The organism is Clostridium malenominatum, assembly GCF_039521365.1.
In the GTDB taxonomy this organism is placed as follows: domain Bacteria; phylum Bacillota; class Clostridia; order Clostridiales; family Clostridiaceae; genus Clostridium_AW; species Clostridium_AW malenominatum.
Genome location: NZ_BAAACF010000006.1, coordinates 1 through 18,098, shown reverse-complemented (window position 1 = coordinate 18,098; position 18,098 = coordinate 1). Strand labels below are relative to the sequence as shown.

Below are 18,098 nucleotides of genomic sequence, written 5' to 3'. Positions count from 1 at the left end.
ATGAAGGTTATCGGAATTTGTGGAAGTCCAAGAATAGGCAATACAGAGTTTTATATTAACTTAGTATTGGATGATTTAAAGGAAAATGGTTTTGAAGTAGAATTAATTAGACTACGAGACAAAAACATAAATCAATGTGAAGGATGTTATAAATGTATAGAAAATAAAAGATGTGTCATTGAAGATGACTTTCATGAAATTTTTGATAAAATGGCTAAGGCACATGGGATAATTGTTGGATCTCCTGTGTATAACGGCTCTATAACTCCAAGATTAAAGGCACTATTAGATAGAGCTGGTTTCTCAGGGCGTTGGGTAAGCAATAATTTAAAAACAGAGGACGGAAAATACCAATGGGGACAGATGTTATTTTCTAACAAGGTATTTGCTCCTGTCACCGTAGCAAGAAAAACAGGACAAACATTTGCCTTAGCACAGTTAACCCTTTGGGCTACAGTTAATGATTTTATAATAACGGGATCTAATTATTGGACAGTAGGGACAGCTGGAACTTCTGGAAGGGTAAATGCTAATGAAGATAGTGAAGGTATAAGTATAATGAAGCATTTAGCTCATAATATGAATCATGTTATTACAAAATTAAATGATTAAATAATTAAAATAGAGTAGACGTTACGTCCACTCTATTTTAATTAGGAAGTATTATTACGGTGCAGTGTTTTATATCAAGTAAATTCTCTTCAATGTTTTTATGGACAGTTTCTGCAATTTTATGTCCTTCTTCTATGGAAATATTTTTATCTACAGAAATACCTACATCTGCATATATTTTATTTCCAAATATCCTAGTCTTAAGACTTTTTATTTCTTTAACGCCATGTATACTTCTAGTAATGGAATGAATTTGTTCTATGATTTCATTGCTAGCCCTATGGTCAACTAGTTCATTTACTGCCTTTAGATAATATTCTACTCCTACTTTAACAATGATTATACATACCACAATAGCTGCTAGTGGGTCAAATATTTTAAAGCCTCTTCGGGCGAAAAAAATTCCTATAAAAGTTCCTATAGAAGAAATTGCATCTGAACGATGGTGCCATGCATCTGCTTCCATGGAAGTGCTTTTGATTTTTTTAGCTATAATTATTGTATACCAATATAAAGATTCTTTTACTATTATTGATGCTAATGCAGCCATTAAAGCTATTTTACCTGGGACTATGAGGCTACCTTTTATTAAATCATTTATTCCTTTGTATCCTATGGAAAGTCCTGTAGATATTAATAAGAAACTAATAATTTTAGTGAATACAGATTCAAACTTTTCATGACCATAGGGGTGGTCCTCGTCAGCTTCTTTATTTGAAACTTTTAATCCTATTATTACTACTATAGTGGTAGCTATATCTGCTAAACTATGAACAGTATCTGCAAGCATTGCAGTACTTTTACCAAGTATTGCTCCAGTCAGTTTAAATAAGGATAATAATATATTAATTATTATAGAGTTCCAAGATGCCTTAGTTCCTATTTTTACGTTATCCATTCTAATACCTCTCAATTGATAATATAGTTAATATTATAATATGATGAATATATATAATGGATACAGTGACATTTATTTTCAATTGATAAAGAATGTCGTTTGGTATTTAAATTCTTAAGTAAATTTTAAGAATTTAGTAATATTATAGCAAGATATATTCTTTATAATAATATATATGAAGTCTAACTAAGGGGGAATATATAATGACAAATTTACTAATATTTCTCTTCTGTACTTTAATTGCTACGGTTACAATTGAATGCTTCATAGGAGATATATATTTTAAAGATGGGTATAGAAGAGGATACTATAGAATACTTAAAAGTATTTATAATATATTAATTATTATTTTTATATTTCTTCACAGACATTATATAGTAGCTGTAAAGGGATTGGGAGGAATATTATTATTAGGTTGTACTTTGATTCTTTTAATTAATATCTTTTATATTACTGAGAGTACGAAAAGATTAAGAGAAAAAAATCTATTGTAAAATAATTAATAACGGATTAAGGGATTTTGTGTAACAAAGTCCCTTTTGTATTATGCAAAATATGGTACAATTTACATAGGGATTAATTATTTATGGAGGGAAAAAATGAAGGATGTGAAGGAGAAAGTTATTTATTGCTTGCTTGGATTTTCAATATTATTAAATATTTACACTATAAATTTAATTAGTAACTTTAAAGTTACAATAGCTAATGAATTATATAGATTAAATGCAGATGTTAATAGGGTAAATAACAGAATAAGTAGTATTGACAGCTCTTTTTCTGGAATTAGAGCTAAAGTTGATAAGTATATTACAAAAGAAGAGATGGGTAAAGATTTTATGTCTGTAGCTGAATTAGCGGAATACCTAGATATTAATAGAAACGTAGTTTATATAATGATGGAAAATAAAGAGCTAGATATGCCTTATGTTAAAATTGATTCTGAATATAGATTTAGTAAGGCAGCTATAGGTAAGTGGTTATCTACGAGAAAAATCATTGATAATTATAAATAGTAAGTGTATCATTAACAAAAGATTATATGAAAAAGGCTGATGATTATGAGTAAAGAATTTAAAGTTTCTGTTAGAAACTTAGTTGAATTTATAATGAGATCTGGTGATATAGATTCCACCTTTGTAGGAGGGGGGAGAGCTTTAGAAGGAACCAGGATACACCAAAAGATACAAAAGAATAAAGGTGAAAATTATAGAGCAGAGGTTTCTTTAAAATATACCTTTAACTATGAGGATGTAATTCTATCCGTTGAAGGAAGAGCAGATGGAATTATTGAAGAAGATGGCATGGTTATTATTGATGAAATAAAAAGCACCACCAGAGATTTAGAAAAGATAGAAGAAAATTATAATCCACTTCATATGGCTCAGGGGAAATGTTACGCGTATATATATGGAAGAGAAAATAATCTAGAGAAAATAGGTGTTCAACTCACCTATTGCAATGTAGAAACCAAGGAAATTAAAATCATACCTGAGGAGTTTTACTTAGAAGAATTGGAAAATTTCTTTTATGATTTAATAGATAAATATTATGTATGGATTGAATTTCAAAAAGAGTGGAATGAAAAGAGAGATTTAAGTATAAAAAATCTAGACTTTCCCTTTAGTAAATATAGAAAAGGTCAAAGGGAACTAGCGGTTTCAGTGTATAAAACCATACGTGAGGGAAAGAATATTTTTCTGCAAGCTCCAACTGGAGTAGGAAAAACCATATCTACTATTTTTCCAACGGTGAAAGCTATGGGAGAAGGACTTGCTTATAAGATATTTTACCTAACTGCGAAAAATATTACATCCTCTGTTGCACTAGAAGGAATTAACATAATGAGTAAAAAGGGTTTATATTTAAAAACTCTTTCTATTACATCAAAGGAGAAGATATGCTTTAAAGATAAAGCTACTTGTAATGGGGAACAATGTGAGTATGCAAAGGGCCATTATGATAGGGTAAATGAAGCGGTATTAGATTTATTAAATAATGAAAGCTTAATGGATAAGGACATAATTCAAAAATATGCTTTAAAGCATAGGGTTTGTCCATTTGAATTTTCCTTAGATGTAGCCCTTTGGTCAGATTTAGTTATATGTGACTATAATTATGTTTTTGATCCTAGAGTATATTTGAAAAGATTTTTTGATGGAAAAAAAGAAGATTACGTGTTTTTAATCGATGAAGCTCATAACTTAGTGGATAGAGGAAGGGATATGTTTTCTGCTTCCCTGTCAAAAGAAGATTTTCTTAAAGGGAAAAAAATCACTAAAGACTTAGATAAAAAATTATATAAAAAATTAGATAAAGTGAACTCTTATTTCATAGAATTGGGGAAAAAGTTTGAGGGCGGGGAGAATTATATTTTAGAAGAGGAGCCTTTAGCTATAACATCTCATTTAAGAATTTTAGTGGAAGAAATGGAGAATTGGCTAAAAATTAAAGATAAATCCGATGAATACGAACATATTTTAAAGTTGTATTTTGACTGCTTGGCTTTTATTAGAATAAGTGAGTTGTACGATGAAAATTTTATTGTGTTCTGCAAGAGAGATGACAGAAGTCTCCTTTTAACGCTCTTTTGTTTAGATCCATCAAAGCTCTTGAGGGAGAGTGTTAAAAAAGGAAGAGCAGGGGTGTTTTTTTCTGCTACTCTATCGCCCATGAATTATTTTATGGATTTGTTAGGAGGGGATAAGGAGGATTTCTCCTTTGGAATTCCTTCTCCTTTCGATAATAATAATAGAAAAATAATTATTGCAGGAAATATATCTACAAGATATAAAAATAGGGATAATAGCATTGGCCAAATTGTAGAATACATTAAAACCTTTATAAAAAGTAAAAAAGGTAACTACCTAGTATTTTTCCCTTCATATATGTACATGGAAAAAGTACTAGAAAAATTTAAAGAAAGTAATGAAGAGGTGGAAATCCTAGTTCAAAATTCAGCTATGAAAGATGAAGAGAGAGGGGCATTTTTGGAAAAATTCGTTGAAAATCCGGAAAAGACCATGGTTGCTTTTTCAGTTCTTGGGGGAATGTTTTCAGAGGGTATAGATTTAAAAGGGGAAAGATTGTCAGGTGCGGTAATAGTGGGAGTTGGGCTTCCTCAAATATGTTTTGAAAGAGATATAATTATGAAGTACTTTGATAAAAATAATGGAAGAGGATATGATTATTCCTATGTATACCCAGGTGTGAATAAGGTGCTTCAAGGAGCTGGAAGAGTTATAAGAACGGAGGAAGATAGGGGAGCAATATTACTAATCGATGATAGATTTGCATCGAGAGCTTATCAAAGTATATTTCCGAAGGAGTGGGGAGATAACAGGGTAATATATAATAGGAAAGACTTAGATAGTATATTATGTGATTTTTGGTAAAGATATATAACATAAAATTATAATTGAAAAAAATATATATCTATTGAGAATTTTGTTAATATTATCATATAAAAGTAGGAGGTAAAGATTATGGGGAGAAATAGTATTTTAAAAATGGAAGGTGACAACGTAACCTTTGAGGTATTAGAGTATGATTACCTTAGAGGAAGCAGAGATATTGGAAGTGCTTTAGGGCTTTTTTACATGAGAGAAGCAAATATAAAGTTAAAACAGGTGAAAGTAATTCTTAATAATGCTTCAGTTAAATTAGAAGCAGGTGCATTACACTTTTTAAAGGGTAATATTGAAATGGATAGTAAAGTAGGAGGAATGCTGGGATTAGGTAAGAAATTATTTACTAGTAAAGTTACTGGAGAAACAGTTTTCAAACCTGTTTATAGAGGAAGTGGAGAAATACACCTTGAACCAAGTTTTGGTCATTATGATATGATTAAATTAAATAATGAAGAAATTATAGTAGATGATGGTTTATTTTACGCCTGTGAAGACAGCATAGAAGTTGGAGCTGCAATGCAAAAGAATCTATCCTCAGCAATGCTTGGAAATGAAGGATTATTTCAAACTAGACTTAAAGGAAGAGGCATTGTAGTTTTAGAACTTCCTGTACCGCAAGATGAAATAATAAAATATACATTAAATAATGAAACCTTAAAGGTAGATGGAAGCTTTGCAATATTAAGAAAAGGAAGCATAGAGTTTACCGTAGAGAAATCCTCAAAATCTTTAATTAGCTCAGCCACTAGCGGGGAAGGATTTTTAAATGTATTTAGAGGAACAGGAGAAGTTTGGTTAGCACCAACTCAAAGTATTTATAGAAAATTAGCTATAAGTGGATTATATGGAATGACTAATCCAGGTGGAAGTTCAAATACTAAAGAATAAAAAAAATGGACAGTTGACTGTCCATTTTTTATTATCCCCATCTAACTGCAGTAGCGGCCCAGGAATAACCTGTTCCTGATCCTAGCATAATAACTAAATCCCCATCTTTAATTCTTCCAAGTTTTAGCCCCTCATAAACAGAAATATAAGCATCTGCTGATTGTACATGACCAAAGTTATTAAGAATAAAGGACTGTTCTTCAACCATATCAAATTCCTTTAGTATTAAATTTAATATGGAGTTTTTCATAAAAATTGGAGCCAGGAAGCCTATTTCATTTTTCTTATAGCCACTTTTTTCAGCAGCATCTCCTATTACCTTGCAGAAATTTGATAAAGAAATAGGATCAAGTCTTTCTTTCATATCCTGTGGATCTGATACATCCAGACCTAAATAACCTACATAATTTCCTTTGTTTTTTTCTTCTTCGGCTAAAAGAAAGTCCTTGGTTACATATGAAATTTTATTATAGTTTGCATTTCCTATATCATAAACTGCTACGCTATCTGCAAAGGAACCAGCAGTGATGATTTGTGATTCTAATATTTGATTATTTTCATATCCCCTCGTAATAAGGCATGCAGCTGCACCATCACCAAAGTTAAACATAAATCTTGCTCTTGGATTTCTATAGTCAACTAGATCGGATTCTTTTGATCCAACTACAAGTAAGGTGTTTTTTATATCCGGTTGAGTTATCATAAGGCTTTTAGCTATCTGCAAACATAATGCACCAGAGGAACATAAATTATGAACTTCAAAGGTTTTGGCGTTTACTGCTCCTATCTTATGTTGAATATGAGCTGAGCAATTATAAAGATAATAATCTTTATATTCACTACCATGATATATTATAAGGTCTATATCTTCAGGTTTAATTACATCTTTTATGCAGTCTAAGGCAGCTTGTACACACATGTCAGATACGGTTTCATTTTGTGCCGCCTTATGTTTAGACTCTATTCCAAATTTATTTTTTATAACCTCTTCAGGAATTCCACTTAGTTTAGATATTTCTTTATAGGTTTCAATTTGTTCTGGGTAGTAAACACCAATATTTCTAATACCAACAGGTACTTTTAATAAATTCTCCATTTTTAATCTGCTCCTTTCAAATTAGTCTTCAGGTTTTCCGTATTTTTTTATAACCTCTTGTGAAACTATTTTGCCAACGGAATTTTTAGGTACCTCTTCAACGAAGGTTACATATTTTGGAACTTTATAGTGGGCTAGTTTGGTATTTAAAAATTCAATAATCTGTGATTTACTTAAAGTCATACCTTCTTTTAAGGATATTACGGCTTTTCCAACTTCTCCCCATTTTTCGTCGGGTACTCCTATTACACAGCATTCATGTATTTCATTTATTTGGTAAAGTATTTTTTCTATTTCAGCTGGAAATACATTTTCTCCGCCACTAATATATATATTTTTCTTTCTTCCTACTATAGAGATATAACCTTCCATATCCATTATTGCCATATCTCCAGTGTACACCCAACCATTACGTAGTGTTTTATTGGTTTCCTCTTGGTTTTTCCAATATCCTGAAAATATTTGAGGACCCGTAAATATTAACTCTCCTGTATTACCAGGTTCTACTTCATTATCATTATCATCTACTATTTTTGCTATGGTAAAATAAAAGGGCTTTCCTACAGATGCATATTTCTCTTTTATTTTTTCTAAGGTAATGAAATTTACTGGAGTACCAAGGTTCATTGGTCCACCTTCAGTTAAGCCGTACCCAGAGCATATTTTAACGCCTTTTTCCCAAAATTTTTCCATTACTTGAACAGGGGTAGGAGCAGCACCAGACATAACCCATCTAACAGATGACCAATCTGTTGTATGGAACTCAGGTTGTTCGTACATCATTCTAAATATAGTTGCAGCTCCAAATACATAGTTAGTTTTATAATCATTTATAACTTTTAAAGAAAGCTTTGGAGTGAAATCTTTGTTTATAAGTAGCTCGCCGCCAACCATAAGCAAACCTAAAGTTAATATATTCCATCCTCCAGTATGAAAGAGAGGAAGTATGAGGTGAACACGATCCTTTGGAGATAAACCCCAATCTACAATATTGTTCATAGCATTAGAAAGAACAGCTCTATGGGATATCATAGCTCCCTTTGGAAGACCTGTAGTTCCACCTGTGTGTATTAAAAGGTATATATCCTCTAGTTTTAAATCTTTGCATTTTACAGGAGCATTATTTTCATATTTAATTACTTCATTGTAATTAACATCATTAGAATTCAAATCATCATTAGGTAATACAACATACTTGTTTATTGTATTAATATTATTTTTTAATTGATGAACGACAGGAGAAAATAAGTCTTCAAAAAACAATGCTTTAGGTTCTTCATTATTCATAAGAAGTATAAGCTCTTCAGCGGAAAGTCTTAAATTATAGGGTACAAATACTGCCCCTAATTTACCGCAGGCGAAAATTCCATCAAACATTTCAATTCTATTTCTAGATATAAAAGCAACTCTGTCACCTTTTCTAATTCCACATTGTTCAGACATAAAGTTTGCTAATCTATTAGCGCGATCGTTTAAATGAGAAAAGGTATAATTGATATTATTATCAAGATCCAAAATCCCCTCCTTATCAGGGCTTAATTTTGCTCTGTGGCCTATTATATCCCCAAGCCAATCACATTCTGTTAACAACATAATATAACCTCCTTGTATAATGTAAACATAATTAAATTAATAAAGTTACTTTTAAAATAAAGCAAAATACATGCCAATAGATTTAGAGAAAATTTTCGTAAATATATTTAATTTGTAACACTGTGAGTCAGTGGGTAATATACATTGTAAAAGATGTGTTACATTAATAGCATATTTTAAAGGGAAATATTCAGATAATAGAGAATATATTATGTGTAGAAGAAAAGAGATTTTTGATGTTTAGAAATAAGGGATAAATGGGGTGGTTACATGAATTCGTTAATTGATGCAAAACTTACCGAAGAGGAATTTAAGAACTTGTTTGTTTCAACAACTTCTTTGATTTTTGACCAAATTCCTATACCTATAAATTTTGTAGATGGAAACTGTAATGAGGTTTTTATGAATAAAGCATTTCTAAACTATTTAGGGCTAGAACTTGATGAGGTAGTAGGAAAGCATATTACAGAAATAGACCCCTTAGTTAGACTGCCAATAGTGGTTAAAACAGGCAGAGCGGAAATAGGGCAAAAGCATAAATTTAAAGATGGACGTGAAGTAATTGTACATAGATTGCCAATATTTTATGGAAGCAAAATCATTGGTGGAATAGGTATTATATTAATAGATGATTTAAATTATTTATATGATTTAGCTATGGAAAGTAAATTAATTAATAAGCTTATGGCCCATAAAAAGAATAAGGCTGTAGATGTTTATAAGGCTAAATATAATTTCGACGATATATTTACTCAATCTATACAGGGAAATGATTGTAAATTAAGAGCGAAAAATTATGCCAAGACGGATTTTACTGTTCTTATTAATGGGGAAAGTGGAACAGGGAAAGAATTATTTGCTCATTCCATACATAATTCTAGCAGCAGAAAAGATGGACCATTTATTAGTATTAATTGTGCATCTATTCCTAAAACCTTAATTGAATCAGAACTTTTTGGTTATGAGGAAGGTTCTTTTACAGGAGCGAATAAATCAGGTAGAGTAGGAAAGTTTGAGTTAGCTAATGGTGGAACAATTTTTTTAGATGAAATCGGAGATCTACCATTAGATATGCAGGCTAAACTTTTGAGGGTATTGCAAGAAAATGAAATACAGAAAATAGGTAGTAATAAAATTATTAATGTGGATATTAGAGTTATTGCTGCCACCAACTGTAATATAATAGATATGATAAATGAGGGCAAATTTCGTTCTGATTTATTTTATAGATTAAATGTTTTAAATCTTAATATCCCACCTCTTAGAGAAAGGAAAGAAGATATATCACTTTTGGTTCAGCATTTTAATACAGCTTTATATCAAGAGTTTGGCATAGATAAAAAATTTGGGAATGACGTAATGGAGCTATTCTTATCATATAAATGGCCGGGAAATATTAGAGAGTTAAAAAATGTGGTTACAAGCACAGCAGTTAACAGCTTAGATATTAATGTAGAAGTTAAAAATATACCCAAGTATATATTAGATACTATGAATGTACAAGAAAGAAATGTTCAATACTCCCAGGAAAATGAAAATAGTGAAGTAATCAAAAAAGACAACTCCATAATGGATACCATTCAGAAAAGGGAAGAAAAATTAATAATTGAAACACTAAAGTCATGCAAGTTCAACAAAACTGAGACAGCTAAATTGCTAGGGATATCAAGAATGTCATTATATAGAAAATTAAAGAACATGAATATTGAAAGCGAAAAAGACCTCTAAAAGTTTTAGGGACTTAAAGGGGTCCTTTTAATATTACAAAAGTTGTTTTCTTTCATTGAAAAATCCTCTATATGCTAAATAGCAGGCTAAATAGGAGGAGATTGAAGTAGTGGAGAGCATCATGAAAGTTACCATTAATTGAAACTTTATGGCTTCTACTGGGGAGGTGCCAGCAAGTATTAAGCCTGTCATCATCCCAGGGAGAGCTACAATTCCTAAGGTTTTCATAGAATCTATAGTAGGCATCATTCCTGTTTTTATGGAGTCCCTTATGATTTCCACAGAAGAGATTTTTATATCAGCTCCTAGAGCTAATTTAGCTTCTACTTCCTCTCTTTTATTTTTAAAATTCCCCAATAATTGTTTATAACAAAGGCCTATAGCAATCATGGCATTACTAATTATCATACCACCTACTGGAATCATTTGGCTGGGTTCATATTTGATAGTTCCTGCTAAAAGTAGTATTGATAAAGTAATAAAGGCTCCTAAGAATATAGATAAAAAAGATATAATAAATTTTGACTTTATTCCAGTTCCTCTTTTCCCAGCATTATAAGAAGCATTTAAGGTCATAAATAATAGTAGCAAAGTTGTATAAATGGGGTTTTCTATGTTAAATATTAAATCCAAAACATAACCAACTAAAGTAAGCTGAACTATGGCTCTAATTACTCCAATTAAGGTTTCCTTTTCTAAGCCTAATTTTTCTTTGTAGGAAAAAAATATAGATATTATTATTAAAGAAGAGCTAAAGAGTAAAGAGTAAGTATTCATATTAGCATTGGAATTCATCTTAACACCTCCAAGGACTTAATTTCGCTATTTTCTATAGTTAAAAGCTTGTTTGCGTGTTTAATACTTTGTTCTTTGCTGTGGGTTACCCAAAGGATGGTGGTTCCAGTTTTATTTAATTCATGTATTATATCTTCAATAATTTTAGTGTTTTCACCGTCTAAAGACGAAGTGATTTCATCTAGTAGCAATATATGAGAAGGAAAAATTAGATTTCTCATTAAAGCAATTCTTTGTTTTTCTCCACCAGAAAGGTTTATAATTTTTTCATTTAGTATTTCTTTATTTAAGTTAAATAAGTTACAAAGCTCTTTTATTTTGTCCATATTTAATTGTTTGTTTCTTATGTTGAAAGGAAAAATAAGATTATCTATTACCCTATCTCCAAACAAATGGGGAATTTGAAAACAGTAGCTAATTTCTTTTCTAAGCTCAATAGGATTATACTCTAAAATATTTTTATGATTATATAATATAGTTCCATTAGTGGGCGATATTAAATTATTGCATAGCTTTAAAAATGTACTTTTTCCACTGCCAGAGGGACCTACAATGGAGATATAGTCTCCACTTTCAATATGGATGTGTATATCTTTTAATATGGTTTTTTCGTCATTTTTATAATAAACACTTGAAAAGCTTAACATAGTACCTCCTTAAATTTCTTTAAATAGATTTTCTTTATTTGTATTACATATTAATTCTTCTAATAGGGATAAAAAAACCTCTCTCTTATTAATGTCTAGTGAATCTAATAGATTATTAATAAAACATTCATCTTCTTTTATGTGTTTTTTTATAATTTCTTCACCTTTATCTGTTACTTTTATTTCAATGCTTCTTCTATCCTCAATACTTCTTAATCTTAGTATCAAATTTTTCTTTTCAAGTCTATCCAGTATACCCGTTAGTGTTGAGGGAGGGATAGTATATTTTTTTGATATATCGGCAAACTTTAAAGGATTATTAAAATATAATCTTTCTAAGACATACATATCAGAGGGAGGAAGCTTTGAACTTTCTAATTGATACATTTCTTTATATTTTAAAAGATCTAAAAGCTTATGGACTAATGTTAATTCATTCATTTTTATTACTCCTTTATTATTCGTTAAATGAATTATTCTGCATACGAATATATTATAATTATATAATTTTATTTTAACTAAATCAATACATATTATAAATTAAAAGCCACTAGAACTTTAAATTATGTCTTAGGTGGTTCTTTCATTTTTAGAGGTTTAAGAATAAAATATAATTGATATAGTATACCTGGAGGTTTTTTATATGCAAATTGGTGTAGTAATGGGAGGAGTTTCTACTGAAAAAGAAATTTCTCAATTAACAGGAAAATATATTATAGATAGTTTAGATAAACACAAATATGAGGTATTACCTATTCCTATAAATACTAAATATGAATTAATAGATAGAGTGAAGTGCTTGGAGTTTGCTTTTATAGCTCTTCACGGTACCTTTGGAGAGGATGGAAAAATTCAAGCAATACTCGATAGTATGGATGTGCCATATTCAGGGTCAGGAGTGCTTAGTAGTGCTCTATGTATGGATAAAAATATGTGTAAAAAGATAATTTCATCCGATAATATAGCCACTCCTAAATGGATAATGATAAGAAGGGGAGAAAAAATAGATTTAGATAAAATTAAGGAAATTGGGCTCCCTTTAATCGTTAAACCTAATAATGGAGGATCAAGTATTGGAGTTGCTTTAATTCATAATATGGATGAATTAAAAGATTCTATAGAAGAAGCCTTAAAATACGATGAAGAAGTTATGATTGAAGAATTTATAAAGGGCGAGGAAATAACATGCTGTATGTTAGATGGGCAGTTATTACCTATATTATCTATAAAAACTAATAAGGAAATTTTTGATTATTCCTCAAAATATGATGATGGAGGAGCAGAAGAGACTCCAATAAATCTACCTGAAAAGTTATATAAAAAGGTAGAGGAGGCCTGCAAAAAATCTTGGAATAGTTTTAAGTTGAGTGTTTATGCTAGAATTGATATTATAATAAGAGAAGAGGAAATTTATGTGCTAGAAATTAATACTTTGCCTGGTATGACTAAAAACAGTCTTTTTCCTAAAAGTGCTGAGGCTCATGGATTAAGTTTTAGTGAATTATTAGATAAAATCATAGAATCCTCTTTAAAAAAGGGTAATTCATGAGGTGAAATTATGTTTCATAATATAAATATTCAGCATGGGGAAAGTTCATATTTTCAAATTTATAATTATATAAAGGAAATTATTGAAAATGGTATGCTTCCAATGGGTAGCAAGCTTCCTTCTACAAGGGAAATGGCATCAATTATGAAGGTAAGTAGAAATACAGTAATGAAAGTATATGAAATGCTAGAGGATAATGCCCTTGTGTATACTGAAAAAGGAAAAGGTACCTTTGTTTCTAGGATAAAGATAAACAAAAATAAAGAATGGCATGTAGATTGGACAAAAAAGATTAATGACTTTGGAAATAAAGCAGAAGAATTAGATATTATGAAGCATGAACAATTATACAAAAGGGGTATGATTTCTTTTAGAAGTATTGCCCCTGATGAAAGTTTGTTTGATGTGGAAGAGCTAAAAAGAGCTTTTTTAAATAGAATTGCCCTGGAAGGGGAAAAAATATTAAATTATGGATATGCTAGAGGATATAAGTATTTAATAGATTATTTAATGAAGTATATGGAGGAAAAGGGTGTAAGCACTAAGGGTAAAGAAATATTAATAACCAATGGCTTTACTGAAGGCTTTGACATAATACTATCTTCTTTAACTAATAGGGGAGATAAAATTCTTTGTGAAAACCCTACCCATAATACTGCTATAAAACTGATGAAATTATATGGTTTAGATATTGTAGGGGTAGATATGGATGAAAAAGGATTAGACTTAGCCCACTTAGATGAAAAGTTAAGTGAAGATATAAAGCTTGCCTACGTCATTCCTTCTTATCACAATCCTACTGGAACAGTAATGTCCTTTGAAGGAAGAGAAATTCTTTATAATAAATTGAAAGAATATAAAATACCAATTATTGAAGACGGATTTAATGAGGAATTACAACATTTAGGTACTCATATAGCTCCACTGGCTGCCATAAGCGGTGAAGAAAATTCGATAATTTATATAGGCAGTCTTTCAAAAATATTATTTCCAGGCATGAGAATTGGATGGATATTTGCAGATAAGAAGCTAATAGATATTTGCGAAAGTGTAAAGAGAAGTAGAAATATACACACTTCCTTCTTAGATCAAGCCATATTGTACGAGTATATGAATAGCGGTGCTTTTGAGAAATACGTAAAAAAGGTTAGGAATATTTATAAAGAGAAATATGAACTTGCTAAAAGTCTTTCAGAAAAGTATATTCCTAATGTTTATGTGCTTGGCAATGGAGGTCTTTATATTTTTGTTAAACTAAAAGATATAGATTCAAGGGAACTTCTAGATAGATGTTTAAAAAGAGGAGTAATATTTACCCCAGGAGATATTTTTTATACAGATGGAGGGGGAAGAGACACCTTAAGAATTGGTTTTTCTAGAAATTCACTAGAGGAAATTAATGAAGGAATAAAAATAATTGGGGAAGAAGCTTCTTATATTAAAGGAAGGTGAAAGCTATGCCAAAGTGTTCAACTTGCAGCTGTGGATGTGGCGGTGAAAAATACTGTGCCTCCAAGGTATTTATATTTTCAACCCTTGGATTAGAACAATTTGAAGAAATATCAAAATTAATCATTACTAGAAAATATAAAAAGGGGCAAAGTATCTTTTTTGAAGGAGATACTTGGGATAAACTTTATATTATAAATAAAGGGAAAATAAAGGTTTTTAAGTATACTAAGGAAGGAAAGGAACAAATTCTTTATCTTCTATCCGAGGGAGATTCTATTGGAGAGCTTAACCTTTTAAAGAGAGGGAAATTTGAGTTTAATGGAGAAGCCTTAGAGGATACTTCCATATGTACTTTAAGCAAGGAAGACTTTGATAATATACTTATAAATAACCCTAGCATAACTCTAAAAATATTAGAAAAAGTCCATGATAGAGTGGTTAATTTAGAACATTTGGTTCAAATGCTTAGCACAAAGGACGTGGAAACTAGAGTAGGAAGTCTTTTACTAAACCTTGTTGAGGATTTTGGACATAAGGAAAAAGAGGGTATAGTTATAGATTTGCCTATTAATAGAGAGGACATGGGTAATTTTGCTGGAATTACTAGGGAGACGGTAAGTAGAACTTTGACTTCCATGGAAGAGGCAGGAGTAATAAATATAGTAGGAAATAAAAAAATTATTATAAAAGACATGGAATATTTAAAGGACTTAATTTAATATATAAAGTTAAACTAAAAAATAAGTGTGGAAGTCCACACTTATTTTAATAATAGCTCACCTAAGGCTCTACCAGTTTTTATAGAAAGCTCTTTACCTTCCTTATCATCATAAAAACTCATTCTTAAAGGAAGCTTTATGGAGTTATCTCCAGTAGCCTTTATAATGTATGAAGTATCTAAAAGTTTACCATTGGTAGTTTTTAAATAATCATTTATTATTTCAATAGCTTCTCCACTCCAGCCATAGGAACCAAAGGAGGATAAATATTTATTTGATAAATCTAATTTTGTGATTTTCTTAAGGATTTCTTCAATGTTTCCTATCATATCTCCATATCTTGTAGAGCTACCTAAAAGAACTAGATTAGCTTCTTCTACTTGGCTCTTAATTTCTTCAAAGGAAGAGGATTTCACATTTATAACTTTAGAGTCTATTCCTAAATTTCTTAAACCTTCACCAATGTCTTCCCCAATCTTTCCAGTGTTTCCAGTCATGGAACTATATAATATCAAGGCTTTTTTCTCTAAATTTTTATTAGGAATGCTACTCATTCTGTCATACAAATCAATATATTTTTGAACATTTTCTCTAAGAACAAAGCCGTGGGAAGGAGCAATCATTTCAATATCTAAATTTTTAATTTTGCCTATCATATCTTGTACATAATTTCTATGAGGACTCATAATAAGGCTATAGTAAACCTTAAAATCTTCATCAATATCTTCTTTAGCTAAGTCGTTAAATAAATCAGTAGTAGCAATGTGAGTACTAAATATATCACAAGGGAATAAAACTTTGTCTTCTATAGCATAGGTTATCATAGTTTCTTCAGTATGAAGGTAAGGAGTTTCGAAGAATTTTAAAGTTTTTCCTCCTATGTCTAAAGTATCTCCATCCTTTATTATTAAGTACTCTCTACTATGAAGCTTAAACATTCCGTTTAATAATTCCCTAGCTTTTTCAGTAGTTACTATAGTAGCATTTTTTGCTTTATTAAGCAGAGCAGGTAATGCTCCAGCGTGGTCGGGTTCTACATGGTTGATTACTACATATTTTATATCTTCTATATTAATATGTTCTTTAAGGTTTTCTACAAATTCCCTAGAGTACATTATGTCCACAGTATCTATAATAGTTGGTTTTTCTGTCTTTAATAAGTAAGAATTATAAGTAGTTCCTTTTTCTAAAGTAAGTCTATGAAAGGGAACCTTTCTATCATCGACTTTTCCTACCCAAAATATATTATTTTTCATATTATTACACCTCTTTTTAAAAATTTGTTTTATGGTTAACTTTGATATAATAATACCTTTAATTTATGGTATAATCCGTGATTCAAATCAATTTTTATTTTGATTCAAATCACAGATTATTACGGCTCATATTGAGTATAATAAAGTCATAAAATAAAAATATTCGGAGGGATGAATAATGAATAATATATTTAAAAGTTCAGATAAAATAGGAGATATAGTTGTTAAGTTTCCAAAGGCCATGGATGTGTTTAGAAGATATGGCATTGATTTTTGCTGCGGAGGAAATAGACCACTGCTAGATGCTATAAAGGAAGATAACTTAAATGAAGAGGAAGTACTAAAAGCACTTCATGATGAGTATGAAAAAGTGGACTCTCTTATAAAGGAAGAAGTAGATTGGCTAAACACAAGCTATAGTGATTTGATAGATTATATAATTAATAAGCATCATAAATATTTAAATGAAGAGCTCCCAGAAGTTAGCGAATTAACTAAGAAAATATTAAGAGTACATGGGGAACATCACCCTGAATTAAGTAAGGTGCACAAATTATTTCATAACTTAAAAGCGGAATTAGAAGAGCATCTTATAAAGGAAGAGGAAATAGTATTCCCATTAATTAAGACATATGAAAATAATAATTCAAAGGAAACTTTAGATAGAGCTAATAAGATAATAGAAGAGCTTGAAGCTGAGCATACTGGAGCAGGTGATATTTTAAAAGAATTAAGAAAAATTACTCACAATTATGAAGTTCCAGAGGATGGTTGCAACACATATAAATACACTTATGACAAGCTTCAAGAAATTGAATTAGATTTATTTAATCACATTCACTTAGAGAATAATATAATGTTTCAAAGACTTAGAAAATAGGGAAAAGTAGCGAAAGCTACTTTTTCTATTTTCAGTTTTTAAGATTTTTAGTTAAATAGTTGATTAGTTAAAATAAATATAGAATATTATTATATATAAATTGGTATACTAATAAGCGATATGCTTATATGAAAGATTTTAAAAAACATGTAGTATAAAGGAAAATACGTAGAATACTAATATCTTTGTGAAAAAATCAAAGTACTACAACCCTAGTGTATCAATAGGTGAAATATGGAGATAAAGTTAAAAAAACTGATTATAGTCAATATAATTTGAAACGATAGCAACCTATGGTTTTATAAGAAATATTAAATCATGGTAAGATAATCTTCGTCGCCAAAAGACGACAAATAAGTCAACAAGTTTTAAATGAAAAATTTTAAAAAATTGTTGACAAGAATAAACTTAAATGATAATATAATGAAGTCGCTTCAAGCGATATGGTCTTTGAAAATTAAACAGAGTACATTAAGCCAGTCGATTCTTTAAAGAATCAAAATTATGGATGATAATATATCATCTTGAGCAAAAGGTCAACTTTAAAATTGAGAGTTTGATCCTGGCTCAGGACGAAC

The 18,098-nt window shown here is 30.2% G+C and carries 17 protein-coding genes; 10 read left to right on the top strand and 7 right to left on the bottom strand.

Features of this window, described 5'->3' with window-relative positions:
• Positions 1–612 carry a flavodoxin family protein gene (locus ABDZ69_RS14415; RefSeq protein WP_343770729.1) on the top strand — a complete coding sequence of 204 codons (612 nt, stop codon included), beginning with the start codon at positions 1–3 and terminating at the stop codon, positions 610–612.
• Between the two features lie 37 nt (positions 613–649).
• On the opposite strand, the gene ABDZ69_RS14410 is transcribed toward ABDZ69_RS14415, so the two are convergent.
• Positions 650–1,510, bottom strand: a complete 861-nt coding sequence (locus ABDZ69_RS14410; RefSeq protein WP_343770727.1) for a cation diffusion facilitator family transporter — start codon at positions 1,508–1,510, stop codon at positions 650–652.
• A gap of 203 nt (positions 1,511–1,713) precedes the next feature.
• On the opposite strand from ABDZ69_RS14410, the gene ABDZ69_RS14405 reads away from it, so the two are divergent.
• The 4 genes from ABDZ69_RS14405 (at position 1,714) to ABDZ69_RS14390 (ending at position 5,805) form a co-directional block, all read left to right on the top strand.
• Entirely contained in the window at positions 1,714–2,004 is a 291-nt protein-coding gene (locus ABDZ69_RS14405; protein ID WP_343770725.1) for a hypothetical protein, read from the top strand.
• Positions 2,005–2,109: 105 nt separating this feature from the next.
• Positions 2,110–2,523: a helix-turn-helix domain-containing protein gene (locus ABDZ69_RS14400; RefSeq protein WP_343770723.1), complete on the top strand. Its 414-nt coding sequence runs from the start codon at positions 2,110–2,112 to the stop codon at positions 2,521–2,523.
• 39 nt (positions 2,524–2,562) lie between these two features.
• Entirely contained in the window at positions 2,563–4,902 is a 2,340-nt protein-coding gene (locus ABDZ69_RS14395; protein WP_425544661.1) for an ATP-dependent DNA helicase, read from the top strand.
• Between the two features lie 90 nt (positions 4,903–4,992).
• On the top strand, positions 4,993–5,805 hold the full coding sequence (locus tag ABDZ69_RS14390; protein WP_343770720.1) for an AIM24 family protein: 813 nt from the start codon (positions 4,993–4,995) through the stop codon (positions 5,803–5,805).
• A 31-nt stretch (positions 5,806–5,836) separates the two neighbouring features.
• On the opposite strand, the gene ABDZ69_RS14385 is transcribed toward ABDZ69_RS14390, so the two are convergent.
• Together ABDZ69_RS14385 and ABDZ69_RS14380 are read right to left on the bottom strand one after the other, a co-directional pair.
• The gene (locus tag ABDZ69_RS14385; protein ID WP_343770718.1) at positions 5,837–6,901 is read right to left on the bottom strand and encodes a 3-oxoacyl-ACP synthase; all 1,065 of its coding nucleotides are present in this window, start codon (positions 6,899–6,901) and stop codon (positions 5,837–5,839) included.
• 21 nt (positions 6,902–6,922) lie between these two features.
• On the bottom strand, positions 6,923–8,494 hold the full coding sequence (locus tag ABDZ69_RS14380; RefSeq protein WP_343770716.1) for a class I adenylate-forming enzyme family protein: 1,572 nt from the start codon (positions 8,492–8,494) through the stop codon (positions 6,923–6,925).
• Between the two features lie 270 nt (positions 8,495–8,764).
• Here ABDZ69_RS14380 and ABDZ69_RS14375 point away from each other — a divergent pair, with 270 nt between their 5' ends.
• Positions 8,765–10,222 carry a sigma-54 interaction domain-containing protein gene (locus tag ABDZ69_RS14375; protein WP_343770715.1) on the top strand — a complete coding sequence of 486 codons (1,458 nt, stop codon included), beginning with the start codon at positions 8,765–8,767 and terminating at the stop codon, positions 10,220–10,222.
• Between the two features lie 33 nt (positions 10,223–10,255).
• Here the strand turns inward: ABDZ69_RS14375 and ABDZ69_RS14370 are convergent, their stop codons facing one another.
• From ABDZ69_RS14370 to ABDZ69_RS14360, 3 genes are read right to left on the bottom strand one after another with little or no spacing between them, the layout of a single operon-like run.
• On the bottom strand, positions 10,256–11,017 hold the full coding sequence (locus tag ABDZ69_RS14370) for an ABC transporter permease (protein WP_343770714.1): 762 nt from the start codon (positions 11,015–11,017) through the stop codon (positions 10,256–10,258).
• Positions 11,014–11,664, bottom strand: coding sequence for an ABC transporter ATP-binding protein (locus tag ABDZ69_RS14365; RefSeq protein ID WP_343770713.1), 651 nt, complete (start codon positions 11,662–11,664; stop codon positions 11,014–11,016). The genes ABDZ69_RS14370 and ABDZ69_RS14365 overlap by 4 nt, the downstream gene beginning before the upstream one ends.
• A 9-nt stretch (positions 11,665–11,673) precedes the next feature.
• Positions 11,674–12,105, bottom strand: a complete 432-nt coding sequence (locus ABDZ69_RS14360; RefSeq protein ID WP_343770712.1) for a MarR family winged helix-turn-helix transcriptional regulator — start codon at positions 12,103–12,105, stop codon at positions 11,674–11,676.
• A 202-nt stretch (positions 12,106–12,307) separates the two neighbouring features.
• On the opposite strand from ABDZ69_RS14360, the gene ABDZ69_RS14355 reads away from it, so the two are divergent.
• From ABDZ69_RS14355 to ABDZ69_RS14345, 3 genes are read left to right on the top strand one after another with little or no spacing between them, the layout of a single operon-like run.
• Positions 12,308–13,213 (top strand): D-alanine--D-alanine ligase, encoded by a 906-nt coding sequence (locus ABDZ69_RS14355; RefSeq protein ID WP_343770711.1) that lies wholly within the window; start codon positions 12,308–12,310, stop codon positions 13,211–13,213.
• Positions 13,214–13,222: 9 nt separating this feature from the next.
• The gene (locus ABDZ69_RS14350; RefSeq protein WP_343770709.1) at positions 13,223–14,665 is read left to right on the top strand and encodes an aminotransferase-like domain-containing protein; all 1,443 of its coding nucleotides are present in this window, start codon (positions 13,223–13,225) and stop codon (positions 14,663–14,665) included.
• Between the two features lie 5 nt (positions 14,666–14,670).
• A complete protein-coding gene (locus tag ABDZ69_RS14345; protein WP_343770707.1) occupies positions 14,671–15,384 on the top strand; it encodes a Crp/Fnr family transcriptional regulator in 714 nt (237 codons plus the stop codon).
• A gap of 41 nt (positions 15,385–15,425) precedes the next feature.
• On the opposite strand, the gene ABDZ69_RS14340 is transcribed toward ABDZ69_RS14345, so the two are convergent.
• A complete protein-coding gene (locus tag ABDZ69_RS14340; RefSeq protein ID WP_343770705.1) occupies positions 15,426–16,640 on the bottom strand; it encodes an FprA family A-type flavoprotein in 1,215 nt (404 codons plus the stop codon).
• 178 nt (positions 16,641–16,818) lie between these two features.
• Between ABDZ69_RS14340 and ric the strand changes: the two genes are divergently transcribed.
• Positions 16,819–17,520 (top strand): iron-sulfur cluster repair di-iron protein, encoded by a 702-nt coding sequence (ric, locus tag ABDZ69_RS14335; protein WP_343770703.1) that lies wholly within the window; start codon positions 16,819–16,821, stop codon positions 17,518–17,520.
• The last annotated feature ends 578 nt before the right edge of the window (positions 17,521–18,098 follow it).